Annotated in this window: 26 protein-coding genes; 19 read left to right on the forward strand and 7 right to left on the reverse strand. The window is 65.0% G+C overall.

The window, feature by feature from the left end; genetic code table 11:
- Positions 1-37 precede the first annotated feature (37 nt).
- A complete protein-coding gene (locus MJO58_RS14450) occupies positions 38-385 on the forward strand; it encodes an aldehyde dehydrogenase family protein (protein ID WP_239719822.1) in 348 nt (115 codons plus the stop codon).
- On the opposite strand, the gene MJO58_RS14455 is transcribed toward MJO58_RS14450, so the two are convergent.
- A complete protein-coding gene (locus tag MJO58_RS14455; protein WP_239723282.1) occupies positions 289-1458 on the reverse strand; it encodes a LuxR C-terminal-related transcriptional regulator in 1170 nt (389 codons plus the stop codon). The two genes, MJO58_RS14450 and MJO58_RS14455, sit on opposite strands and share 97 nt — an antisense overlap.
- A 160-nt stretch (positions 1459-1618) precedes the next feature.
- On the opposite strand from MJO58_RS14455, the gene MJO58_RS14460 reads away from it, so the two are divergent.
- The 15 genes from MJO58_RS14460 to MJO58_RS14530 all read left to right on the forward strand — a co-directional run bounded on the left by MJO58_RS14460 (position 1619) and on the right by MJO58_RS14530 (position 15255).
- The gene (locus MJO58_RS14460) at positions 1619-2884 is read left to right on the forward strand and encodes a cytochrome P450 (RefSeq protein ID WP_239719823.1); all 1266 of its coding nucleotides are present in this window, start codon (positions 1619-1621) and stop codon (positions 2882-2884) included.
- Positions 2881-3285, forward strand: a complete 405-nt coding sequence (locus MJO58_RS14465; protein WP_090602602.1) for a nuclear transport factor 2 family protein — start codon at positions 2881-2883, stop codon at positions 3283-3285. Before MJO58_RS14460 ends, MJO58_RS14465 begins: the two co-directional genes overlap by 4 nt.
- Positions 3282-3497 carry a ferredoxin gene (locus tag MJO58_RS14470; RefSeq protein ID WP_090602605.1) on the forward strand — a complete coding sequence of 72 codons (216 nt, stop codon included), beginning with the start codon at positions 3282-3284 and terminating at the stop codon, positions 3495-3497. Before MJO58_RS14465 ends, MJO58_RS14470 begins: the two co-directional genes overlap by 4 nt.
- Before the next feature lie 285 nt (positions 3498-3782).
- Positions 3783-4556 (forward strand): MlaE family ABC transporter permease, encoded by a 774-nt coding sequence (locus MJO58_RS14475; protein WP_239723283.1) that lies wholly within the window; start codon positions 3783-3785, stop codon positions 4554-4556.
- Between the two features lie 9 nt (positions 4557-4565).
- Positions 4566-5414: an ABC transporter permease gene (locus MJO58_RS14480; RefSeq protein WP_239719824.1), complete on the forward strand. Its 849-nt coding sequence runs from the start codon at positions 4566-4568 to the stop codon at positions 5412-5414.
- 4 nt (positions 5415-5418) lie between these two features.
- Positions 5419-6774, forward strand: a complete 1356-nt coding sequence (locus tag MJO58_RS14485) for an MCE family protein (RefSeq protein WP_239719825.1) — start codon at positions 5419-5421, stop codon at positions 6772-6774.
- A 40-nt stretch (positions 6775-6814) separates the two neighbouring features.
- Entirely contained in the window at positions 6815-7843 is a 1029-nt protein-coding gene (locus MJO58_RS14490) for a virulence factor Mce family protein (protein ID WP_239719826.1), read from the forward strand.
- A complete protein-coding gene (locus MJO58_RS14495; protein WP_239719827.1) occupies positions 7840-9111 on the forward strand; it encodes a virulence factor Mce family protein in 1272 nt (423 codons plus the stop codon). The genes MJO58_RS14490 and MJO58_RS14495 overlap by 4 nt, the downstream gene beginning before the upstream one ends.
- Positions 9108-10391 (forward strand): virulence factor Mce family protein, encoded by a 1284-nt coding sequence (locus MJO58_RS14500; RefSeq protein ID WP_239719828.1) that lies wholly within the window; start codon positions 9108-9110, stop codon positions 10389-10391. The genes MJO58_RS14495 and MJO58_RS14500 overlap by 4 nt, the downstream gene beginning before the upstream one ends.
- A complete protein-coding gene (locus MJO58_RS14505) occupies positions 10391-11536 on the forward strand; it encodes a virulence factor Mce family protein (protein ID WP_239719829.1) in 1146 nt (381 codons plus the stop codon). Before MJO58_RS14500 ends, MJO58_RS14505 begins: the two co-directional genes overlap by 1 nt.
- Positions 11537-12964, forward strand: coding sequence for an MCE family protein (locus MJO58_RS14510; protein WP_239719830.1), 1428 nt, complete (start codon positions 11537-11539; stop codon positions 12962-12964).
- A gap of 72 nt (positions 12965-13036) precedes the next feature.
- Complete coding sequence (locus tag MJO58_RS14515; protein ID WP_434086371.1) at positions 13037-13612, forward strand: Rv1363c family protein; 576 nt, start codon at positions 13037-13039, stop codon at positions 13610-13612.
- Between the two features lie 89 nt (positions 13613-13701).
- Positions 13702-14184, forward strand: a complete 483-nt coding sequence (locus tag MJO58_RS14520) for an Rv1363c family protein (RefSeq protein WP_350355918.1) — start codon at positions 13702-13704, stop codon at positions 14182-14184.
- 10 nt (positions 14185-14194) lie between these two features.
- Entirely contained in the window at positions 14195-14572 is a 378-nt protein-coding gene (locus tag MJO58_RS14525; RefSeq protein WP_434086232.1) for a DUF732 domain-containing protein, read from the forward strand.
- 26 nt (positions 14573-14598) lie between these two features.
- Positions 14599-15255 (forward strand): CAP domain-containing protein, encoded by a 657-nt coding sequence (locus MJO58_RS14530; protein WP_239719833.1) that lies wholly within the window; start codon positions 14599-14601, stop codon positions 15253-15255.
- A gap of 11 nt (positions 15256-15266) precedes the next feature.
- On the opposite strand, the gene MJO58_RS14535 is transcribed toward MJO58_RS14530, so the two are convergent.
- Entirely contained in the window at positions 15267-15416 is a 150-nt protein-coding gene (locus MJO58_RS14535; protein WP_239719834.1) for a hypothetical protein, read from the reverse strand.
- A 119-nt stretch (positions 15417-15535) separates the two neighbouring features.
- Between MJO58_RS14535 and MJO58_RS14540 the strand changes: the two genes are divergently transcribed.
- A complete protein-coding gene (locus MJO58_RS14540) occupies positions 15536-15847 on the forward strand; it encodes a DUF4333 domain-containing protein (RefSeq protein WP_239719835.1) in 312 nt (103 codons plus the stop codon).
- Here MJO58_RS14540 and MJO58_RS14545 read toward each other — a convergent pair.
- Genes MJO58_RS14545 through MJO58_RS14555 form a run of 3 tightly spaced genes read right to left on the reverse strand, consistent with a single transcriptional unit; the run spans position 15844 to position 18077 of the window.
- The gene (locus MJO58_RS14545; protein WP_259608698.1) at positions 15844-16803 is read right to left on the reverse strand and encodes an NAD(P)H-dependent flavin oxidoreductase; all 960 of its coding nucleotides are present in this window, start codon (positions 16801-16803) and stop codon (positions 15844-15846) included. The two genes, MJO58_RS14540 and MJO58_RS14545, sit on opposite strands and share 4 nt — an antisense overlap.
- On the reverse strand, positions 16800-17180 hold the full coding sequence (locus tag MJO58_RS14550; RefSeq protein WP_239719836.1) for an NYN domain-containing protein: 381 nt from the start codon (positions 17178-17180) through the stop codon (positions 16800-16802). Before MJO58_RS14550 ends, MJO58_RS14545 begins: the two co-directional genes overlap by 4 nt.
- A 21-nt stretch (positions 17181-17201) precedes the next feature.
- Positions 17202-18077, reverse strand: a complete 876-nt coding sequence (locus tag MJO58_RS14555; RefSeq protein ID WP_239719837.1) for an alpha/beta fold hydrolase — start codon at positions 18075-18077, stop codon at positions 17202-17204.
- A gap of 88 nt (positions 18078-18165) precedes the next feature.
- On the opposite strand from MJO58_RS14555, the gene MJO58_RS14560 reads away from it, so the two are divergent.
- Together MJO58_RS14560 and MJO58_RS14565 are read left to right on the forward strand one after the other, a co-directional pair.
- The gene (locus MJO58_RS14560; RefSeq protein ID WP_090602645.1) at positions 18166-18612 is read left to right on the forward strand and encodes a winged helix-turn-helix transcriptional regulator; all 447 of its coding nucleotides are present in this window, start codon (positions 18166-18168) and stop codon (positions 18610-18612) included.
- A gap of 100 nt (positions 18613-18712) precedes the next feature.
- The gene (locus MJO58_RS14565) at positions 18713-19897 is read left to right on the forward strand and encodes an acyl-CoA dehydrogenase family protein (RefSeq protein WP_239719838.1); all 1185 of its coding nucleotides are present in this window, start codon (positions 18713-18715) and stop codon (positions 19895-19897) included.
- A gap of 14 nt (positions 19898-19911) precedes the next feature.
- Here MJO58_RS14565 and MJO58_RS14570 read toward each other — a convergent pair whose 3' ends face one another.
- Entirely contained in the window at positions 19912-20700 is a 789-nt protein-coding gene (locus MJO58_RS14570; RefSeq protein ID WP_090602650.1) for a PE domain-containing protein, read from the reverse strand.
- 117 nt (positions 20701-20817) lie between these two features.
- Positions 20818-21639: an alpha/beta fold hydrolase gene (locus MJO58_RS14575; protein ID WP_239719839.1), complete on the reverse strand. Its 822-nt coding sequence runs from the start codon at positions 21637-21639 to the stop codon at positions 20818-20820.
- Positions 21640-21689 lie beyond the last annotated feature (50 nt).

The raw sequence follows: 21689 nt of genomic DNA on the forward strand, positions 1-21689 counted from the left end.
TGCCAGGTGTGGCGGGAATGGTCGAGTGTCGGGGCCGGTGATCGACGCGGCCCAGCGCAGTCGCATCCTGAACTACATCGCCGAGGCACGGGCGGCTGGGGCCACCGTCGCACTCGGTGGCGAAGCGATCACGGGTGAATCATTCGACAAGGGGTTCTGGGTTGCGCCAACGATTCTCACCGGCGTTACGAACGACATGACGTCAAGACGGTACACCTGGACTTGTCCGGCGGACGCGAGGCCAAGCCATACGACGTCTTGCTCGGAAACGCCGATAATGCTTGAGCGTCAGCCTACTTCGGGCACGCTGGCAAGCCGCACATACGCCGACGCCGCCTCCGCACGGTTGGTCGCGTTCAGCTTGCGCAGCACCCTCTTGACGTGAGACTTGACGGTGCCCGCCGAGATCACCAGTTCATCGGCGATCTGCTGATTGGTGCGGCCGGCTGCCATCAGCCGCAGCACCTCGACCTCGCGGCGCGTCAGCATCGTCATCACCCGGGTCTGCACCTCGGCCAACGACCTTGCGGCGGGGCTGCGCTCGACCGGCTCGATCTTGCGCAAGTCCAGGTCCGCATCCTGCAGTGCACGGGCGGCCTCGTCCGCGGACGCCAGCGCCCGCTGGACCTCGGTGTGCTGGCGCCGCATTCGCTCCAGCAGGACCGTACGTTCGTAGGCGTATCCGAACCCCTCGGCGAACGCCCACACCGTGTCGCGGTCGATCTCGTCGACAATGCGGCCCGAGTAGAGCCGGTCGGCATGCAGGAAGCCAATCACCTTGCCCGTCGGCATGATTGGGGCCGCGCAGTACGAATGCGTCAACGAGAAATCGATGATCGGCCGATTAACGCGTGGATCGTTGCGGGCGTCGCGCACGATCGCGGGCGCATGCCGACGGATCATCTGCGTTTCGATCAGCATGTGATCCAGCAGCGGAGCGACCGACTGCGCGAAGGCGACCATCTTCTCCGCACCCGCGGTGTCCTCACCGAAATACGCCGATTCCATGACCATTCGGCCCTCATGCACGCGAAAGAGCACGGCGCGGTCGAATCCACACGATTCCACCATTTCGCGGGGTGCCCGATCGACGATCGTCGCCACATCGTCGACGGCGCGCAGCTTGCTCAAGCCCTCCTGCACCGCCAACAACGCGAACGTGCGCCGCTTGGCGCCGTCCTCGATCAACTCCCGCTCCAGCGAGCACAGGTCCAGCATTCCTTCGAGCGCGTTGAGCGCGTGCTCATCCCCGCGCGCCTCCAACGCACTCCGCACGATCGCCGCTTTGTTATCGATGGCCTCGGCCACCACCGCCAACGGATCGTCGGTGGGATCCACCTCGCACTCCTGAAATGCCTCCCGGTAGCGGCGGGCGGCGTCCGATTCGCGGGCCGGACGTGACGCCCAACCGGGGTGGTTACCTTCGGCCAGCGTGGGGAACGCGTCAGGATCGGACATGCCGGAAACGGCGTCGTCGACATTGACACCAATCACGCTGCTCACTTTCCTCCGGGAACCACCGTGGCAGGGGCGAAATCGGAAATTCACCTCGTACGGGGTCAGGAGTGCCCCCCAACGGGGGATCGATTTGGCACCGCGAGTGGCAGAGGCTGATCTCATGTCCTCAGCGCCCGTTTCGGAATCGGTTTCCGCCATCGAGTTACTTCCCACCCCCGTTGGCGTCGCCAATCCGTATCCGCTGTATGAGCAGCTGAGAAAGCTCTCACCCGTTGCGGGGTACCGGGATTGGCCGCCGGGAACCATTCCGGGAGCCGACGAGCCCGTCACCGCGTGGGCACTGTTCCGGTACGACCAGGTTTTCGACGCCGCCAAAGACAGCACGACCTTCTCGTCGCGCGACCCGCTGCAAGAGGCCTCATCGGCGCCAAGCCTGATGCTGGTCAACACCGACCCGCCCACGCACGAAGTGGAACGAAAGTTGGTCAGCCAGGCGTTCTCCCCGCGCCGCGTCAAGAAGCTCGAGGGCTGGCTGAACGAGCTGGTCCCGCAATTGCTCGAGTCACTCGGTGACGGCAGCGACGGGACCGTGGAGGTGATGGAATTCGCCGCCGAGGTTCCGACCCGGGCCATGGTGCGACTGCTGGGATTGCCCGACGGCGACCACGTCCGATTTCGGCGCTGGGCCAACGCCTTCATGCTCTCGTCGTCGCTGACCCCCGAAGAGCGCATCGCCAGCAACGAGGAGATGGTGACGACGTTCGCCACGCGACTCGCCGAGCACACTGCCCGACTGGCGGAGCAAGAGACCGCCGACGATAGCGAGGGAGTTGAGGACGCCGAGGACCTGATTTCGGCGCTGCTGCGCGCCGAGGTAGACGGGCAGCGTCTCACCCCGGAGGAGATCGTGCGGTTCTGCGTCACCCTCGTGGTGGCCGGCAGTGAGACCACGACCTTTCTGATCGGCAACCTGCTGCACGCGCTGGCGCGGGAGCCCGAGGTCCAGGCGCGCCTGCGCACTGACCGATCCCTGCTGAATCTCTTTGTGGAAGAGACACTTCGGCTCGACGGGCCGCCGCAACGGCTGTTCCGCATCGCCACTCGGGACGTCGAGATCGACGGCAAGCTGATCCGCAAAGGGGATTGGGTGGCGTTGTTCTTCGGCTCGGCCAACCGGGATCCCGCGGTGTTTGCGAATCCCGATCGACTCGACATCAATCGGCCGAACATTCGCCAACAGCTCTCGCTGGGTCACGGGCTGCACTTCTGCCTCGGCGCTTCGCTGGCCCGCCTGGAGGTTATGGCGGTGCTCAATGCGGTGCTCGATCGTTACCAGTCGATCGGTCTTACCGACGACCCCGGCACCAAGCAGACCGCCAGCCTGCTAACCCACGCCTATGTCCGTCTGCCCCTTCACCTTTCATGACCAGCAACGAGTCCCGCAATATCGCGGCCACCAGGGCCATTTACGCCGCGGTCCCCGCCGGCGATCTGCCAACCGCGCTGAGGTATCTCGATCCCGAGGTGCGGATTACCTACTACGGCACCGAGACGATCCCTTACGCAGGCGATTACCACGGCATCAACGAAGCGACGATGTTCTTCACCAAAGTCGGGGAGAACATCGAGATCGTCGAGATGGAGGAGTGGAAGTTCATCGCCCAAGGCGACGAACTCGCCACCTGGGGCCGGCAACGCTTCCGGCGGCTCGCCACCGGGCACGAATGGGAATCCGAATTCGCGCATATCATTACGCTGCGCGACGGTCGCTGGTTGCACTTCCGGGATTTCATGAACTCGGCGCTCACCCTGCAGGCCTTCTTATGAAAGTCGCTGCGGACCGGGAGATCTGCATGTCCGCCGGAATGTGCGTGATGACCGCCGAGGAGTTCTTCGATCAGGACGACGACGGCGTGGTGCTGCTCGTCTCCGACGAAGTTGCGGACACCGACCTGGCGCGCCGGGTGCGCAACGCAGTGAACCTGTGCCCGTCGGGTGCGCTGCAGTTGGTTCCGGAGCGACCCATTCGACCAACGTGACACGGCCCGGAGGCGGGCCTCGGAACTGGGCCCTAGACAGCCGGGAACGCGGCCGCCCGTCCGGCGTTACAGCGGTACTAACAAAATACATCATCACGCATAAGTGGTCTTTTGCTTCGTTATATACGAATATTTCAGCGCTAATCATGCGTATTGGCTATGGACATGATGGCTCGCCTCCGCGTACCCTCGCGGATGTCACTCGTCCACTTCGACCTGTCCGGGGGGCCACGTGAGCAACTCCACCCAACGAAACGGCGTCGAATCCAGGCGGTGTACGCCGCGATGGTGATGGTGGTCGGTCAGGCAGCGAAGCCGGTCCGCGCGATGGGCGACTTCTTCGTGATGTCTGTGGAGACGTTCGTGTCCATCGTCCGGCCACCGTTCGCGTGGCGTGAGTACCTCCATCAGTGCTGGTTTGTGGCGCGGGTGTCGACACTGCCGGGGGTGTTGATGACGATCCCGTGGGCGGTGATTTCGGGCTTTCTTTTCAATGTCCTGCTGACCGATATCGGCGCGGCAGATTTTTCCGGCACCGGCTGCGCGATCTTCACCGTGGACCAAAGTGCCCCGATAGTCACGGTATTGGTCGTAGCCGGCGCGGGGGCCACCGCCATGTGTGCCGATCTGGGCGCCCGCACCATCCGCGAGGAACTCGACGCGCTGCGGGTGATGGGCATCAACCCGATTCAAGCGCTGGCGGTTCCGCGGGTGTTGGCAGCCACCACCGTCTCCTTGGCCCTGAGTTCGGTGGTGACCGCGACCGGCCTGATCGGCGCGTTCTTCTGTTCGGTATTCCTGATGCACGTCTCGGCGGGTGCGTGGGTGGCGGGTCTGACCACCCTTACCCACACGGTCGACGTGATCATCTCGATGATCAAGGCGACTTTGTTCGGGCTGATGGCGGGGCTGATCGCCTGTTACAAGGGCATGTCGGTCGGTGGAGGCCCGGCGGGCGTCGGCCGGGCGGTGAACGAGACCGTGGTGTTTGCCTTCATCGTCTTGTTCGTCATCAACATCATCGTCACCGCCGTCGGTATGCCGTTCATGGTGTCGTGAGGTGAACCGATGACGGTCAGCGCTCCGAGCAGGACAAGCGTACAGCGCATTTCCAGATCTGTTGCGGGCGAGTGGAATCGAATGGGCTCGCAGGTGCGATTCTATGTCAGCACCATCGCGGGGGTCCCCGACGCAGTCATGCACTACCGAGGCGAACTGCTGCGGGTGATCGCGCAAATGGGTTTGGGTGTCGGGACTCTCGCGGTGATCGGCGGTACCGTCGTCATCGTCGGGTTCTTGGCGATGACCACCGGCGCAATCGTCGCGGTGCAGGGCTACAACCAGTTCGCCTCCGTGGGTGTGGAAGCCCTAACCGGCTTCGCATCGGCGTTCTTCAACACCCGCGAGATTCAGCCGGGAACCGTCATGGTCGCACTGGCCGCCACCGTCGGCGCCGGTGCCACCGCCCAGCTGGGTGCGATGCGGATCAACGAGGAAATCGATGCGCTCGAGGTGATCGGGATCCGCAGCGTCAGCTACCTCGCCAGCACCCGGGTACTGGCGGGAGTGGTGGTGGCGATCCCGCTGTTTTGCGTCGGGCTCATGACGGCCTATCTCGCCGCCCGCATCGGGACCACGGCGGTCTATGGGCAGAGCTCCGGTGTGTACGACCACTACTTCAACACATTCCTGCGCCCGACCGATGTGCTCTGGTCGTCGTTCGAGGTTGTCGTCGTCTCGCTGATGATCATGCTGGTGTGTACCTACTACGGGTACACCGCACACGGCGGGCCTGCCGGCGTCGGCGAAGCCGTCGGCCGCGCCGTGCGCGCCTCGATGGTTCTCGCCTCGATCGCGATCGTCATCATGACGCTGGCCATCTATGGCCAGTCGCCGGACTTCCACCTGGCGAGCTAGTGGCATGAGTCGCGGGCCAGGAAAACACCGTCTGCACGACGCGTGGTGGACGCTGATTCTGTTGGGGGCGATCGGTGTGGTTGTCCTCGCGACGGCGATGTCCTTCAGCGGCACCCTGCGGTCCTACGTACCGGTGACGCTGACCGCGGACCGGTCCGGGCTGGTGATGGATACCGGCGCCAAGGTGATGCTGCGCGGTGTCCAGGTGGGCCGGGTCAACCAGATCGCTGACGACAAGAACGGGACCCGCCTCAAGCTCGAGATCGAGCCCGATCAAATCCGTTACATCCCAGCCAATGTCGAGGCCCAGATCAGCGCCACCACCGCGTTCGGCGCCAAGTTCGTCGACCTGGTGATACCGCAGAATCCGAGTCGCGCACGGTTGTCCGCCGGGGCCGTCCTACATTCGAAGAACGTCAGCACAGAGATCAACACCGTCTTCGAGAACGTCGTCGACCTGCTCAACATGATCGATCCGCTCAAACTCAACGCGGTGCTGACCGCGGTAGCCGACGCCGTACGCGGCCAGGGGGAGCGGATAGGCAAAGCCACCACCGACCTCAACGACGTGCTGGCGGCGCTCAACGAGCGCAGCGAAACCATCCGGGGGGACTGGCATGCCCTTAAGACCTTCGGCGACACCTATAGTGCCGCCGCCCAGGACATCCTGACGATTCTGAATGCCGCAAGTACGACCAGCACGACCGTCGTGAATCACACAAATCAACTGGATAACTTGCTGCTCAACGTCATTGGCGTGGCCAATTCCGGGGCCAATCTGCTTGGCTACAGCAGAGATAATCTCGTCGCATCGGTCAACATCCTCGAACCGACCACGAACCTGCTCCTCAAATACAACCCCGAGTACACCTGCTTCCTGCAGGGCACCAAGTGGTATCTCGACAACGGCGGCTATTCGGCGTGGGGTGGTGCCGACGGTCGCACGCTGCAACTCGACGTAGCGCTGTTGTTGGGCAACGACCCGTACGTCTTTCCGGACAACGTGCCGCTGGTCGCGGCCAAAGGCGGTCCCGGTGGAAAGCCGGGGTGCGGATCACTGCCTGACGCCAGCAAGAACTTCCCGGTCCGCGAGCTCGTCACCAACACCGGATGGGGGACCGGGCTCGATATCAGGCCCAACCCCGGCCTCGGGCATCCCTGCTGGGCGGACTACTTCCCGGTGACACGCGCCCAGCCCAAGCCGCCCTCGATCCGCCAGTGCATTCCCGGGCCGGCGATCGGGCCGAACCCCGCAGGCCCGCCGTACGGCGCGGCGCTGTACGGACCGGGTGGAGTACCGCTGTGGCCCGGGGTGCCGCCTGCCCCGCCGCCCGCCGAACCAGGTCCACCGCCGCCGTGAGCCCGGGCACGACCACCAAAAGCCAAGCAGGAGAGGAACGATGCAGGAGAACCTGAAAGGCGTCGCACTGCGCCTGGGAATCTTCTTGTCGGTGTGCGTGCTGACCGGCGGGCTACTGTTTGCCGTCTTCGGCGAAGTGCGTTTCGGTGACGGCAAGACGTACTACGCCGAGTTCACCAACGTGTCCAACCTCAGGGAGGGCAAGCTGGTGCGTATCGCCGGCGTCGAGGTCGGCAAGGTCGAAAAGATCTCCATCAACCCCGACGCGACGGTGCACGTTGAGTTCACGGCCGACAATTCGGTGACCCTGACGCAGGGAACCGAGGCGGTGATCCGATACGACAACCTGTTCGGCGACCGCTACCTGGCGCTGGAAGAAGGCGCCGGCGGACTGGCCATACTTGCTCCGCGCCAAACGATTCCGCTCGCCCGCACCAAGCCTGCGTTGGATCTCGATGCCCTGATCGGTGGTTTCAAGCCACTGTTTCGTGCACTGAACCCCCAGCAGGTGAACGCGCTCAGCGAACAGCTATTGCAGATGTTTCAGGGGCAGGGTCCCACGATCACGTCATTTCTCGGTCAGGCCGCCGCGGTCACCAACACCTTGGCGGACCGCGATCAGCTGATCGGACAGGTCGTCAACAACCTCAACGTGGTTTTGGGTTCGCTTGGGGGCCAGAGCGATCGGTTGGACAAAGCGGTGGTGTCGTTGTCGCAATTGGTGCACGGGCTTGCCGAACACAAGACCGACATCTCCAATGCAGTGGCCTACACGAACGCGGCGGCCGACTCGATCACCGACTTGCTGTCGCAAGCTCGCGCGCCGTTTTCGAAGGTGGTACACGAAACCGATCGGGTCGCCGACATCGCTCTCGCCGATCGCGACTACCTCGACAATCTGCTCAACACGCTGCCAGACAAGTACCAGGCACTCGTCCGCCAGGGCATGTACGGCGACTTCTTCGCGTTCTACCTGTGCGACGTTGTGCTCAAGGTCAACGGTAAGGGCGGCCAACCCGTCTACATCAAGGTCGCCGGTCAGGCCACCGGACGGTGTGCACCGAAATGAAATCATTCGGCGAACGCAACCGGCTGGCCATCGGCGCCGTCGGCATCGTGGCAATCACCGCAATGGTGGTGGCCGCACTGCAATACCAGAACCTGCCATTCCTCGATCAGGGCAAGACCGTCTCCGCGTATTTCGCGGACGCGGGCGGGCTACGAACCGACAATACGGTCGAAGTCTCGGGCTACCCGGTGGGCAAGGTATCCAGCATCGAGCTCGACGGGCCCGGCGTGCGGGTGACATTCAACGTTGACGACAACATTCGGATGGGCAACCGCACCGAGGTGGCGATCAAAACCAAAGGCCTGCTGGGCAGCAAGTTCCTCGACGTGATACCGCGGGGCGAGGGCCGGCTCGAGGGACCCATCCCGATCGATCGGACGACGTCGCCCTACCAATTGCCAGACGCACTCGGCGATTTGGCCACCACGATCAGTGGACTGAACACCAACCGGCTGTCCGAATCGCTGGACACCATGGCGCAGACCTTCGCCGACACCCCGGCGGATTTCCGGAATGCCCTCAAAGGAGTGGCCCGCCTCGCCCAAACGCTCGACGAGCGCGACGCTCAACTGCGTGGCCTGCTAGACAACGCGGCCAAAGCCACCGGGGTGCTGGCCAAACGGACCGACGAGATCGTCACGTTGGTGCACGACACCAATGCGGTGTTGGCGCAGCTGCGGACACAAAGCTCCGCGCTGGATCAAATCTGGACGAATATCTCGACGGTCTCGCGGCAATTGCAAGGATTTATCGCCGAGAACCGCCAGCAGCTGCGGCCGACCCTGGACAAGCTCAACGGCGTTCTGGCAATCGTTGAGAGCCGAAAAGAGCAGGTGCGCAAGGCCATTCCGCTGATCAACAGCTACGTCATGTCGCTGGGCGAATCGCTGTCGTCGGGCCCCTTTTTCAAGGCGTATGTGGTGAATCTGCTGCCGGGACAGTTCGTTCAGCCGTTCGTCAGCGCCGCGTTCTCCGACCTGGGGCTGGATCCGGCGACCCTGCTGCCGTCGCAGCTGACGGACCCGCCGACCGGCCAGCCCGGAACCCCGGCGTTGCCGGTCCCTTATCCGCGGACGGGCCAGGCCGGCGAGCCGCGGTTGAATCTGCCCGATGCGATCACCGGCAACCCCGGCGATCATCCGTGCGGGCCACCCGGGGTGCCGTTGCCCGGCCCCGGCTGCTATCCCTACCGGGAGCCGCAGCCGGCCCCGCCGCCCGGCGGTCCACCGCCCGGGCCACCAGCATTGGCGCCGGGAGGCCAACGGTGACAACGAAAATCCGGCGGTCTCGAACCGTGTTGGCGACCACCCTTATCCTGGTGCTCGTCGCGGGCGTGATCGTAGCGATGAGAAGCGCGGGTGCGGCCGCCCGCATCGTCGTGGTCGCGTACTTCGACAACAGCAACGGCGTGTTTGCCGGGGACGACGTGCGCATCCGCGGCGTGCCAGTTGGCGCCATCCTCAAGATCGAGCCACAGCCACTGCGGTCCAAGATCACCTTCTCGTTCGACCGTAGGTACCGAGTCCCCGCCAACGCCACGGCGGCGATCCTGTCGCCCCAACTGGTGTCGGGCCGTGCGATTCAGTTGACGCCGCCCTATGCCGGCGGGCCCACCATGGCCGACGGGGCGGTGATACCGCAGGACCGCACCGTGGTACCGGTCGAGTGGGACGACCTACGCGCACAAGTTCAGCGGTTGACCGAATTGTTGAAGCCCACCCGGCCGGGCGGTGTGAGCACGCTGGGTGCACTCATCAACACCGCCGCCGACAACCTGCGCGGGCAAGGACCTACCATCCGCGACGCCATTATCAAGCTGTCGCAGGCAATTTCGGCGCTCGGCGACCACAGCAAGGACATCTTCTCCACCCTGAAGAATCTGTCGACACTGGTGACGGCGTTGCGCGACAGTGCGGATCTGCTCGAGCAGCTCAACTCGAACCTGGCCTCGGCGTCCTCGCTGCTGGCTGATGATCCCAACAAAGTCGCTCAAGCGGCCGTGGACCTCAACGCGGTTGTCGCAGATGTGCAGAGCTTCGCCGCCGACAACCGCGAGGCGATCGGCACCACATCGGACAGGCTCACGTCAATCAGCAAGGTGCTGGTCGACAGCCTCGACGACATCAAGCAGACCCTGCACATCAGCCCGACGGTATTGCAGAATTTCAACAACATCTTTGAGCCATCCAACGGTGCGCTGACCGGCGCCCTGGCCGGCAACAACATGGCGAACCCAATCGCGTTCCTGTGCGGCGCAATTCAGGCCGCCTCGCGGTTGGGAGGCGAGCAGGCGGCGAAACTCTGCGCGCAGTACATGGCGCCGATCGTGAAGAACCGCCAATACAACTACCCGCCGATTGGCGAGAACCTCTTCGTCGGCGCGCAGGCGAGGCCCAATGAGGTGACCTACAGCGAGGATTCGATGCGGCCCGACTTCGTTCCGCCCGCCACGAACGCGCCACCACCGGCTCCCGGGCCGCCGGTGGACGGGACGACCGACCCCGCCGCGGGCCTGCGCGGCATGATGATGCCGCCCGGGGGTGGCTGATGAGACCCGTGCGCCGTTGCGCGGCGAGTTTGTTGGCGGTTGGGTTCGCGATATCCGGCTGCGGTTGGCAGGGGCTGAATTCGTTGCCGCTGCCCGGAACCCAGGGCGAAGGGCCGGGGTCGTTTGTGATCCAGGCGCAAATGCCGGACGTGAACAACATTCAACCGAACTCACGCGTCCGCGTTGCCGACGTCACGATCGGCCACGTGACGAAAATCGAGCGTCAAGGCTGGCATGCACTGGTCACCATGCAGCTTGACGGTGGCGTCGCCCTGCCCGCCAACGCGACGGCCAAGATCGGCACCACCAGCTTGCTAGGCTCCTACCACATCGAACTGAACCCGCCGAAAGACGAAGCACCACAAGGCAAACTGCGCGACGGCTCCCTCATTCCGCTGGCGCACGGCGGCGCCTACCCCAGCACCGAGCAGACCCTGGCGGCACTGTCGTTGGTGCTCAACGGGGGCGGCCTGGGTCAGGTACAGGACATCACCGAGGCGTTGAGCACGGCGTTTCGCGGTCGTGAACACGAAGTGCGCAGTTTGATCTCGCAGCTGGACAAATTCTCGGCCAACCTCAACGACCAGTCCGGCGACATCATCGCGGCGACGGAAAGCCTGAACCGCGTGGTCGGCAAGTTCGCCGCCCAGCAACCGGTGCTGGACCGCGCTTTGGCGACCGTCCCCGATGCCCTCGCGGTGCTCAACGAGGAGCGCGACAAACTCGTCGCTGCGGCGGACCAATTGAGCAAATTCAGTGCCCTGACCGTTGATTCGGTCGACAAGACCAAGACGAATCTGATCAAGGAGCTACAGCAAGTCGGGCCGGTGCTGGAATCCCTCGCCAACGCGGGACCGGCCCTGACACGATCGCTTTCCCTGCTGGCGACCTTCCCGTTTCCGAACGAGACGTTCCAGAATTTCCAGCGCGGCGATTACGCCAACCTGACCGCGATCGTCGATCTCACGCTCAGCCGAATCGACCAGGGTCTGTTGACCGGCACTCGATGGGAATGTCACCTGACCCAGCTGGAGCTGCAGTGGGGTCGTACCATCGGCCAGTTCCCCAGCCCGTGCACTGCGGGCTATCGGGGCACCCCCGGCAATCCGCTGACCACGCCGTATCGCTGGGATCAGGGGCCCTAGATGCTGCATCTACCGCGACGAATCATCGTGCAGCTGGCCGCTTTCACCGTGATTGCGCTGGCCGTGCTGGCGATCACCTTCCTGCACTTCGTCAAGCTGCCGACCATGTTGTTCGGCGTCGGCCGTTACACGGTGAAGATGGAGCTCCCGGAATCCGGCGGCCTCTATGGCACGGGCAACGTCACCTATCGCGGCTTCGAAGTCGGCCGGGTGGAATCGGTCGGCCTGACCGACACCGGCGTGCAGGCAGTGCTTTCCCTGAAGTCCGGTATCGACATTCCGTCGGACCTCAAAGCCGAGGTGCACAGCCACACGGCGATTGGCGAATCCTATGTGGAGCTGTTGCCCCGCAACGCGACGTCGCGCCCGCTGAAGGACGGCGACGTCATTGCGCTGGCTGATACCACGGTGCCGCCCGACATCAACGCCCTTCTCGGCGCGGCGAATACGGCGCTGGGCGCCATCCCACACGAGAACTTGAAGACCGTCGTCGACGAGTCGTACACCGCGGTGGGCGGGCTCGGTCCGGAGCTTTCCCGGCTGATCGTCGGCACCTCGGATCTGGCGAGAGATGCTCGTAAGAATCTCGACCCGATGACGGCGCTGATCGACCAGGCGCAGCCGGTACTCGATTCGCAGAACCACACATCGGACGCGATTGCCGGGTGGGCATCACACCTGGCCACGGTCACCACTGAATTGCAAACCCACGATTCAACTGTGGCCAACGTCATCGATCAGGGCGGGCCCGCCTTGGGGGAGGTGCGTCAACTGATCGAGCGCGTGCAACCCACCTTGCCGATCCTGCTGGCGAACCTGGTCAGCGTCGGCCAGGTCGCCCTCACCTATCAAAACGACCTCGAGCAGTTGCTGGTGGTATTCCCGATGTCGATCGGTGCCGAGCAGGCCGGCATTCTCGCCAACCTGAACACCAAGCAGGCATACCGCGGTCAGTATCTGAGCTTCAATCTGAACCTCAACCTGCCGCCACCGTGCACCACGGGATTCCTTCCGGCCCAACAGCAGCGCGTCGCCTCGGCCGAAGACTACCCGGGCCGCCCGGCCGGCGACCTGTACTGCCGAGTCCCGCAGGATTCGCAGCTCAATGTTCGTGGCGCCCGGAATATCCCCTGTGAAACCGTGCCCGGCAAGCGCGCGCCGACCGTGAAAATGTGTGAGAGCAACGAACAGTATGTGCCGCTCAACGACGGCTACAACTGGAAGGGCGACCCCAACGCCACGTTGAGCGGTCAGGACATCCCGCAGCTGCCGCCCGGGCCGGCGCCGCCAATCGCGGCCGCTCAGTACGACCCGGCGACCGGCACCTACACCGGGCCCGACGGGCGTCAATATACGCGATCCGACCTGGCTCAAACCGCGCCGAAAGACAAGACATGGCAATCGATGCTGCTGCCGCCGGGGAACTGACGGTGATGACAAGACTCACCCAGCATGATGCGGATGGAGGACGGTATGTCGCTACTGACTGAGTCGGAACAGGTGCAGGTCGAGCACCCCGAGGCCGATCCGGGGGACCAACACGTCGAACCCGATGCGGCGAAGGCGGATGCCGCGCCGCCGACCCGGCTGAAACGATCCGCGCCGCATCACGCGGCACTGTTCGGTGTGGCCGTCGCCGTTACACTGGCGGTGCTGTTGTGCTGGTTGGGCTTTCGTGTTCACCAGGCACAGCAGGGGCAGGCCGAGCGCAGTCAGTTGCTGCACGCGGCCCGGCAGGGCGCGCTGAACCTGACGACCATCGACTATCGGCATGCCGACGCCGATGTGCATCGCATTCTGGACGGGGCGACGGGCGAGTTCTACAACGACTTCTCCAAGCGCTCACAGCCGTTCATCGAGGTACTGCAGCAAGCCAAGGCCGTCACGGTCGGCACCATCACCGAGGCGGGCCTTGAGGCACAGAACGTCGGCGGCGCCGACGCGCTGGTTGCGGTGTCCGTGCAGACCTCGAATGCCGGTGAAAGCGACCCGGTTCCGCGGGTGTGGCGGATGCGGATCACCGTCCAGAAGGTGGGGGATCAGGTGAAGGTCTCCAATGTCGGATTCGTGCCGTGAGCGCGCTGGACTCGCCACCCATGGGCGAGCGTTCTGACACCGAAACTGACGACACACCGGAAACCGATCGGAGCCCGGCGCGGCGCCGTATCGGCTGGTCGCGACTGATCGCCTACGCGCTGTTGCCCGCGCTGGCGTTGTCACTGGCCGGCGGCGCGGGTTATCTGAAATGGCGGGCGGCCTGCGTGCACGACGACGCCGCCGCCCGTGCGCAATCCGTGCAGGCCGCGACCGACGGCACCGTCGCGCTGCTGTCCTATCGGCCCGACACCGTGCAGCAGGATCTCGAGGCAGCGCAGGGCCGGCTGACCGGTACATTCCTGAACGCCTACACGAAACTGACGCACGACGTGGTGATCCCCGGTTCGAAGCAGAAGCAGATCTCCGCCGTGGCCACCGTCCCCGGCGCCGCGTCGGTATCGGCCGCCACGGACCACGCCGTCGTGCTGCTCTTCGTGAACCAGACCGTCATCGTTGGCCAGAACGCGCCGACCAACACCGCATCGAGCGTCCGTGTGACCCTCGACAAGATCGACGGACGTTGGCTGATCTCACAATTCGACCCGATCTGAGCGCACGACCATGCAAGCGCGTCTGGGCCCAGCCGAAAAGCCTTTCGCGGCGGCGGCTTTGGCAACTGCATTGTTACTCCCGACGGCGGTGGCGCCGCGCGCGCACGCGGACACGGTGGCCTATCTGGTCAACGTGACGATGCGGCCGGGCTATCACTTGGCCAACGCCGATGCTGCCTTGAACTACGGACACGGCATCTGCGACAAGGTATCTCAGGGCCGCAGCTACGCCCAAATCATGAGCGATGTGAAGGCCGACTTCGACACCGCCGACGAATATCAGGCCTCCTACCTGATCAGCCAAGCGGCTAACGAGTTGTGCCCCGCGCTGATCTGGCAACTACGAAACTCCGCAGCCCACTACCGACCGCCGGCCGCGGGCGGCTGACGGAGCCAATCGGAAGGAAAACCGACATGCGTCATCGACCACTGGCCCTGCTCGCATCGCTGTGCACCGCCACCGGTGCCGTGTTCGGTGTGCCCACCGCGCAGGCCGACAACAAGCGACTCAACGACAGCGTGGTGGCGAACGTCTTCACCGTTCAGCATCAGGCCGGCTGCAGCAATGACGTGAAGATCAATCCGCAATTGCAATTCGCCGCCCAACGGCATGCGGTCGACGTCCTCACCAACCGAAACCTCAACGACGACATCGGCTCTGACGGGTCCACACCGCAAGACCGCGCGAACGCCGCCGGTTTCCACGGGCGGGTCGCCGAGACGGTCGCGCTCAATCCCGCGGTAGCGATCAGTGGCATCGAGCTGATCAACCAGTGGTATTACAACCCGGCGTATTTCGCGATCATGTCCGACTGCGCCAACAGCCAGATCGGGGTGTGGTCGGAGAACGCGCGGGATCGCACCGTCGTGGTCGCCGTCTACGGACAACCCGACCGCCCTGTTGCCGCGCCACCCAGGGCAGCACCGCCGCCCGCTGTAGCGCTGCAGGAGAATGTCCCACTCGATCCCAGTCCCGACTATGACGCGAGCGACGAGATCGAGTACGGCATCAATTGGCTCCCGTGGATCCTGCGCGGCGTGTATCCGCCGCCGGCAATCCCGCCTCAGTAGGGCGAACCGGCTCAGCTGGGCGTCCAGGTAAACGGCAGCCAGTACACGCCCGTGCCGTCGCCGGGGCGTCCCGGGGCCGGGCCGCCCGCCTCGCGCAAGACGCCGGAGAGCCATTGGCGGTCACCGTATCCGGCTCCGACGCCGGTTTCCGGACAATGCATTGGTTTGCAGTGAGGGCCATCCGCCGCGTCTGAGCTGTGGCGTCGACACCACTGCGTGTTAGCCTGTCGATTCCCGACGCGTTAGCCCCGGGCTCGGCAGACAAAGGAGTAACCGCGCAATGATGCGTTTCGTCCAAGCCGCGTCCGCGGCCGTGCTCGTCAGCGCGATTGCGGTGCCGCTGGCCGGCTGCAGCAGCAAGTCGACCGTCAAGCCCGATGGCGCAGCGCAATCGGTGGTCGACGTCGTCGCCAAGCAGACCGGCTTTCGTCCCGCCGATGTGCACTGCCCGGACGGTGTAGAGGCCAAAGTCGGCGTCCAGTTCGACTGTCACTTCACCGGTCCGGAGGGCAAGGAGTACACCGCCAACATGAAGATCACCAAGGTCAACGGCGAGCAGGTCGACTTCGCCGTCAACACCCACCCAAGCTAGAGCACGCCGGGCCGCAGCCGATCGGCGGTGGCCGCAAGCACCTCGCGGCACCCGGTCCACATTTGCTTGATGATCTCGGCGGCCGGTGGGAGGTCGTCGATCCGGCCGGCGACCTGACCGGTGTTGGCGACGCTGGCGTCCATATCGCCTTCGAAATAGAGTTGCTGGACGCGTTGCAACGCCGCGCTGCCTTGCTCGAAAGAGGTTGACCTATCTAGCTTTTCGGCGGCCGGCGTCCGGATCACGCGCATCATCCGCTTGCCGTCCAGGGGGAGCAGCACGGTGCCGGTGTCGTCGGCCGCCACGACCGCCTGTTTCAGGTTGCTGTGCACCGGCGAATCCGCCGAAGCCAACAACCGGGTGCCCATCTGGACGGCTTCGGCGCCGAGTACGAACGCGGCGGCCATTGATCGCGCGTCGCAGATTCCGCCGGCCGCCACGATCGGAACGTCGACGTGCGCGGCCACCAAGGGGAGCAGCACCATCGTCGACGCCCCGAACCGGTTCTTGAACCCGCCACCCTCGACCCCCTCGACAACGAGGCCGTCCACGCCAGCGTCGACGGCTTTCTTGGCGGCTTCCAGCGTGCCGACCACGTGGAACACGGTGATGGCCGCGTCGTGCAGCCGCTCGGTGAACAGCGAGGGGCTTCCGGCCGAGGTGGTGACGAACCGAATGCCGTTGGCGACAAGCAGGTCAACGACCGTCAGGTCACGGTTGAACAGCAGTGCGATATTCGCGCCCACCGAACCGCTGGTGAGGGTATGCACCCGCTGAATGTCGGCCCGCCCTTGATCGGAGGTGGTCTCGATGATTCCCAATGCGCCGGCATTGGATACCGCGGCGGCGAGCTGAGCGCCGGCGATGTAGGTCATCGGCGCCTGGATGATCGGGATGTCGATCCGCGCGAGTTCGCAGACCCGGTTGGTCCCGGGCTCGACGCGGCCGGCCGTCATCGGTCCCGCGGATCGACGAGCTGGCGGAAACGCTCCGCTGCAAAGACGGATGCACCGAGGCTTCGCACTCGATCGGTCAGCGCCCGATCGGACGTCACGACCCGGATCTCGTGCGGTCTGGGGTCGGCGTGAACCAGTCGGACGATCTCGTCGTCGGCCGAGTTCGCTGCCGCTTTGGGCGCATGCGCGACCTCGATCACCGTCGACGTGATGGCAGTCGAAGGCGGCCGCTCGAACACCACCGTCACCGTGTCTCCTCGTCCGCTGGCCCACCTGTCCAATTTGTCTACCAAACCGACCATCGCACCGTCACGATCCCTCCACCAACCGTCGGCGCGACTGCCGATGACGTTCATACCGTCGACGATCCAGCGCACCAGCCCACACTAGGGCCGTCGCTAGTCTGTGCTGCGCGCGAGGATATCGGCGGCGACTCGCTCGGGGACCTCGATGTGGGGGCAGTGTCCGGCGTCGTCGTACTCGATCAGATCGGCCGCCGGCAGTTGGTCGTGAAGTTCTTCGGCGATCGCCGCACCCGACACCGGATCACGCATGCCCCACAGGAACGAAAGCGGGACGGTGGTGCTGGTCAGTGCGCGTTCGAGGCGAACCTTATTGGCGGCACGTTCTGGTATGTAGCGCAACAGTTTTCGCTGAATATCGCGATCGGGGTCGTTTTCCCGGAACGCGCGATAGTGCAACACGGCGAGTTCGCGGTCGAGTGGATGCTCGGGGGAGAACACCTCACCCCAGGTGCGAACAAACAGCGATTCGGTGAAGGCACGTGCAAGCAGTGCCCCCACCACGGGAATCAGGCTGGCGCGCTGCGCGATTCGGGGCCGATATCGATCGGCGAAGAGGCCGGCGTTGAGAAGGATGCATCGCTTGATGTCCGCACCCCCTTCTTCCCGACGGGCGAGCAGCTCGGTTGCCACGATCGCGCCGTAGTCGTAGGCGACCACCGTCGGCGCCGACGCAGCGTATGCGGCGATGACTGCCTGCGCGAGGTCGGCCTGTTCGAACACGCTGTAGCGGTGTCCGAGCGGCTTGTCGCTCGCGCCGTAGCCCAGGAAGTCAAAACTGATCACCTCATGGTGCCGTGCCAACCGCGGCTCGATCGCCGACCATTCGAAGGACGACGCGGGAAAACCATGCAGCAAAACCAACGGCGTGCCCTGGCCAACCCGACGCACGAAGACGCTTCGCGGCGCACCACGCAGGGTCATGACCACCGCCTCTCCGCCGCGCCGCCACTCTTCCAGTGCGGTGGTCATACACCCTCCCGGCGATCAGTCTCAATTCGAGACCAAACGCTAGCAGGAGTGGTCTCACTTTGAAACCACCGCAGGTACGATCGATGCCATGCGCTACGAGGAGCTTGCCGATTTTCCCTGCTCCATTACCAGGCCGCTGGTGGTCCTCGGCGATCGGTGGACATTGCTGGTCCTCAAGACCGCGTTCAACGGGGTCCGTCGTTTCAACGCTTTCCAGACCGCTCTCGGAATTTCGCGCAGCAGGCTGCAGGACCGGCTCGACCGCCTCGTCGAACACGAGATTCTGACCAAAACCAAGTCCTCCGATGGCAATTACGAGGAGTATCGGCTCACCCGAAAAGGCCAGGACGTCTATCCGGTATTGATGGCGCTGCGCGACTGGGGCGATCGGTACATGGCCCCGGACGGCCCGCCCGTGCACTTCCGCCATCGCGACTGCGCAGGCGAGGCGCACGTCAGCCTCGCCTGCGACGCGTGCGGCAACACCCTCACCGCGCGCGATGTCGACCCCATCCCTGGCCCCGGACTGAGCTGAACACTAAAGGGCCACTAACACGCGGTTTTGATGGCTAGACACTTTGAGTAATTGGTACGGTCACCGGTATCAGTTCCCGGGATCGACAAGGAGAGCGCCAATGACGTCGTTAGCCGATACGAGCGACCGCGTGCTTTCGCTGGCTCGCGGCATGCGCGACCTCGTGGCCGAGCAAGCCGCGGAGTCCGAGCGGATCCGCACGCTTTCCCCGCCTATCGTGGACCAGATGTGGGCCAGCGGGCTGATGTCGTCGTTCAACCCCGCGGTGGCCGGTGGTCTCGAGCCGTCCTTTACCGAGATGATCGAGACCTGGATCGAAATGGCTTGGCAGGATGGCTCATTCGGGTGGATCGGCATCGCCAACCTGCCGTCGTCGTTCGCCGCGGCGGCCTATCTGCCCGACCAGGGTTTCGCCGAGGTGTTCACCACCCACGACAACCGCGTGACGATGGGCGGCCAGTTCTTTCCCAACGGCCAGGGCATCGTGGTCGACGGCGGTTATCAGCTGAGCGGCTCGTGGAGCTTCGGTTCCGGCATCGGCCATTCCGAATATGTCGCGGCCGGATTTCTGCCGCTGGACAACGGCGAGATGCGCTGGATCAGCGAAGGGCTGCCCGAGATGCACGTGGCCGTGCTGCCACGAGACCAGGTCAGCTTCAACGACGGATGGCATGTCCAGGGACTCAAGGGAACCGGGTCCTACGACTACAGCGTCACCGACGTGTTCGTCCCAGCGAGCCGCACCTTCGAACTGTTTGCCCGCCGGCCGCATCGCGGGACGTCGCCGGCCACCCGGATGGGCCTGATGCCGGTCACCGCCGCCGGCCACGCATCGTGGGCGCTGGGTGTGGCCAAGAGCATGCTTGACGACGTGCAGGAACTTGCCGCCACCAAATTCCGGATGAGCGACATGGCGTCCCTGGCCAGCCGCCCCACCTTCCAAAAGGGCCTGGCGCACCATCGCGCGGCCTGGCGTGCGGCCCGCCTGCTGGTGCTGGACGCCTTCACCACCGCCGAGGCAGCGGTGGCCGCGGGGGAAGACCTGACACCGGCCCTCCGCGCGGATATGCGGGTGGCCGCCGTCTACGCCACCGATACCGCGCGAAGCTGCGCCGAATGGGCCCACCTCGTCGCAGGGACCAGTGCGATCCGCGAGGGCACCCGCCTCGAGCGCGCGTTTCGCGATATCTACACCGGCACTCAACATGCCTTTATCAGCGAGAAGGTGGCCATCGACTGCGCGCAGATCTGGCTGGGCATCATCGAGGACCAGCCGGGCCTATAAGCCGGGTAGGCCCCTCAGAGCACCTGCTCGCCGGTCTGCTTGCCGTCGGCATCTTTGGATTCCGGGGTGCCGTCGTCGTTCGTCAGCGACGACGCCAGCGCTGGACCCGTTCCGCCCGCGGCTGCTCCACTGGCGCCCGCTGCACCCGCGGCTGCTCCGCCGGCCGATGCACTGCCGGCGGTAGCGCCGCCCAGGCCGCCTTGGCCGACCGACCCCAGCGACGAGCCGAGCGAACTGAGGGTGCTCAACGGTGCACTACCGGCGCTGAGCAGCGTTGATGCCGCGTTCATCGCCGTCGGCATCGAGGCCGCTCCGGCCGCGGGGGCCGGCGCGACGGCCGCGCCTTCGACCAGGTTGGCCAACGCCGGGGTGCGGGCCGGCGTCCCGGCCGCGCCGGGCACCGTTTCGGCACGCAGCAGCCGGGTGGCCGGAGCCGGACTGGCCAACGACCTCGACATGGGCGCGCCGGCGCTTTGGAATTCGACGGCGGTGGTGCGCGCCGCGTTGGTTTGCAGGGCGCCCGCGGCGGTCGCGTCGGTCTGGGCGTACATCCGGGTGATGTTCACCAACGCCGCTCCGGTCCGCGAAATCTCCTGGTGGGCGGCGGCGTGAGCGGCCAATGTCTTGCTGGCCTCGGCGGCAAACGCCATTGCGGCCTGCATCGAGACTTCCTCCGCGCCCGCGGGCACCAGGGCGGTCACCATCGGTGCCGCGCTGGCTCCGGAAGCCAAGGCGCTGGCAGCCATTGCCGTCAATTGCCCGCCGATGATGGCAACGGCCGGATCGTGCGACATGGATGTCATGTGCGTCGTGCTCCTAGGTCTGTGTGCGCCGGCACCGTGGCGGATTGCATTGATTCTACCGAGGCGAAGGGCTGCCACAGGCACAAATTCCCGTCCACCCAGCGAACGGCGATCGCCTTAGAGATGAGTCAACAACCGATCGGTGAATTCCTCGGGATGTTCTCGGTGCATGAAATGCCCGCCGGGAACCTCCTCGACCACATAGTCGGCCTCGAACATCCGGGCGGCGCCCCGATAATCCGAGGGCTCGGCGACCGGATCGTCCAGTCCGGCAAAGGCAACCGTCGGCACCTTGATCCGCGCCTTCAGCGACGCGCTCGGTATCGGGGAGAGCTTTCGGTAGTACCCGAAGGCGGCGTTGAGACTCGCCGGGTTCGTAAAGCTTGCACGCACGGCATCGAATTCGCTCGGATCCGGGTTCCAGGTGGGGGACCATCGCCGGTAGATGGCGGGTAGCGCCGCGAAGTCGTTGCGCGCGAAGCGGTTCGGTGCCCCCGGCAGCTTGTAGGCCGCGAAATGGCGCACGCCCCAGACCTTGCGCAGCGTCGGTTTGAGCGCTGCCGGATGCGGAATGGCGATGACGAAAAGCTTTTTCACGCGATCCGGGCCCAGCGCGGCCGCGCCGTAGGCAGCTAAGGCTCCCCAATCGTGGCCGATCACGACGGCGTCGCGTGCCCCGAGCGCTTCGATCAACGCCAGCGGATCGCGGGCCAGGGTATGCTGATCGGGGTCGCGGTCCGGGATCCCGCTGGGGTCATAGCCGCGCATGAAGGGACTCACCGCGCGATAGCCTTTGGCCGCGAGTGCCGGGCGCAGCTGGTCCCAGGAATGCGCGGTGTCGGGGAAGCCGTGCAGCATCAGCGCGAGGGGCCCCGAGCCCTCCTCGAGGTAGGCGAATCTGAGCCCGTTCGCGTCCACGAACCGCACCGAATCTGGCATGACGAGCGCGACGTTACGCCGATGGCCGCGGCCACGCGAGCATCGCTTAC

The organism is Mycobacterium lentiflavum (assembly GCF_022374895.2).
Classification (GTDB): Bacteria; Actinomycetota; Actinomycetes; order Mycobacteriales; family Mycobacteriaceae; genus Mycobacterium; species Mycobacterium lentiflavum.

Excerpts from the sequence above, each read along its gene's own strand:
- MJO58_RS14455 (WP_239723282.1), bottom strand. The coding sequence starts at position 1,458 with ATGTCCGATCCTGACGCGTTCCCCACGCTGGCCGAAGGTAACCACCCC.
- MJO58_RS14460 (WP_239719823.1), top strand. The coding sequence starts at position 1,619 with ATGTCCTCAGCGCCCGTTTCGGAATCGGTTTCCGCCATCGAGTTACTT.
- MJO58_RS14465 (WP_090602602.1), top strand. The coding sequence starts at position 2,881 with ATGACCAGCAACGAGTCCCGCAATATCGCGGCCACCAGGGCCATTTAC.
- MJO58_RS14470 (WP_090602605.1), top strand. The coding sequence starts at position 3,282 with ATGAAAGTCGCTGCGGACCGGGAGATCTGCATGTCCGCCGGAATGTGC.
- MJO58_RS14475 (WP_239723283.1), top strand. The coding sequence starts at position 3,783 with ATGGTGATGGTGGTCGGTCAGGCAGCGAAGCCGGTCCGCGCGATGGGC.
- MJO58_RS14480 (WP_239719824.1), top strand. The coding sequence starts at position 4,566 with ATGACGGTCAGCGCTCCGAGCAGGACAAGCGTACAGCGCATTTCCAGA.
- MJO58_RS14485 (WP_239719825.1), top strand. The coding sequence starts at position 5,419 with ATGAGTCGCGGGCCAGGAAAACACCGTCTGCACGACGCGTGGTGGACG.
- MJO58_RS14490 (WP_239719826.1), top strand. The coding sequence starts at position 6,815 with ATGCAGGAGAACCTGAAAGGCGTCGCACTGCGCCTGGGAATCTTCTTG.
- MJO58_RS14495 (WP_239719827.1), top strand. The coding sequence starts at position 7,840 with ATGAAATCATTCGGCGAACGCAACCGGCTGGCCATCGGCGCCGTCGGC.
- MJO58_RS14505 (WP_239719829.1), top strand. The coding sequence starts at position 10,391 with ATGAGACCCGTGCGCCGTTGCGCGGCGAGTTTGTTGGCGGTTGGGTTC.
- MJO58_RS14510 (WP_239719830.1), top strand. The coding sequence starts at position 11,537 with ATGCTGCATCTACCGCGACGAATCATCGTGCAGCTGGCCGCTTTCACC.
- MJO58_RS14525 (WP_434086232.1), top strand. The coding sequence starts at position 14,195 with ATGCAAGCGCGTCTGGGCCCAGCCGAAAAGCCTTTCGCGGCGGCGGCT.
- MJO58_RS14530 (WP_239719833.1), top strand. The coding sequence starts at position 14,599 with ATGCGTCATCGACCACTGGCCCTGCTCGCATCGCTGTGCACCGCCACC.
- MJO58_RS14535 (WP_239719834.1), bottom strand. The coding sequence starts at position 15,416 with ATGCATTGTCCGGAAACCGGCGTCGGAGCCGGATACGGTGACCGCCAA.
- MJO58_RS14540 (WP_239719835.1), top strand. The coding sequence starts at position 15,536 with ATGATGCGTTTCGTCCAAGCCGCGTCCGCGGCCGTGCTCGTCAGCGCG.
- MJO58_RS14545 (WP_259608698.1), bottom strand. The coding sequence starts at position 16,803 with ATGACGGCCGGCCGCGTCGAGCCCGGGACCAACCGGGTCTGCGAACTC.
- MJO58_RS14555 (WP_239719837.1), bottom strand. The coding sequence starts at position 18,077 with ATGACCACCGCACTGGAAGAGTGGCGGCGCGGCGGAGAGGCGGTGGTC.
- MJO58_RS14560 (WP_090602645.1), top strand. The coding sequence starts at position 18,166 with ATGCGCTACGAGGAGCTTGCCGATTTTCCCTGCTCCATTACCAGGCCG.
- MJO58_RS14565 (WP_239719838.1), top strand. The coding sequence starts at position 18,713 with ATGACGTCGTTAGCCGATACGAGCGACCGCGTGCTTTCGCTGGCTCGC.
- MJO58_RS14570 (WP_090602650.1), bottom strand. The coding sequence starts at position 20,700 with ATGACATCCATGTCGCACGATCCGGCCGTTGCCATCATCGGCGGGCAA.
- MJO58_RS14575 (WP_239719839.1), bottom strand. The coding sequence starts at position 21,639 with ATGCCAGATTCGGTGCGGTTCGTGGACGCGAACGGGCTCAGATTCGCC.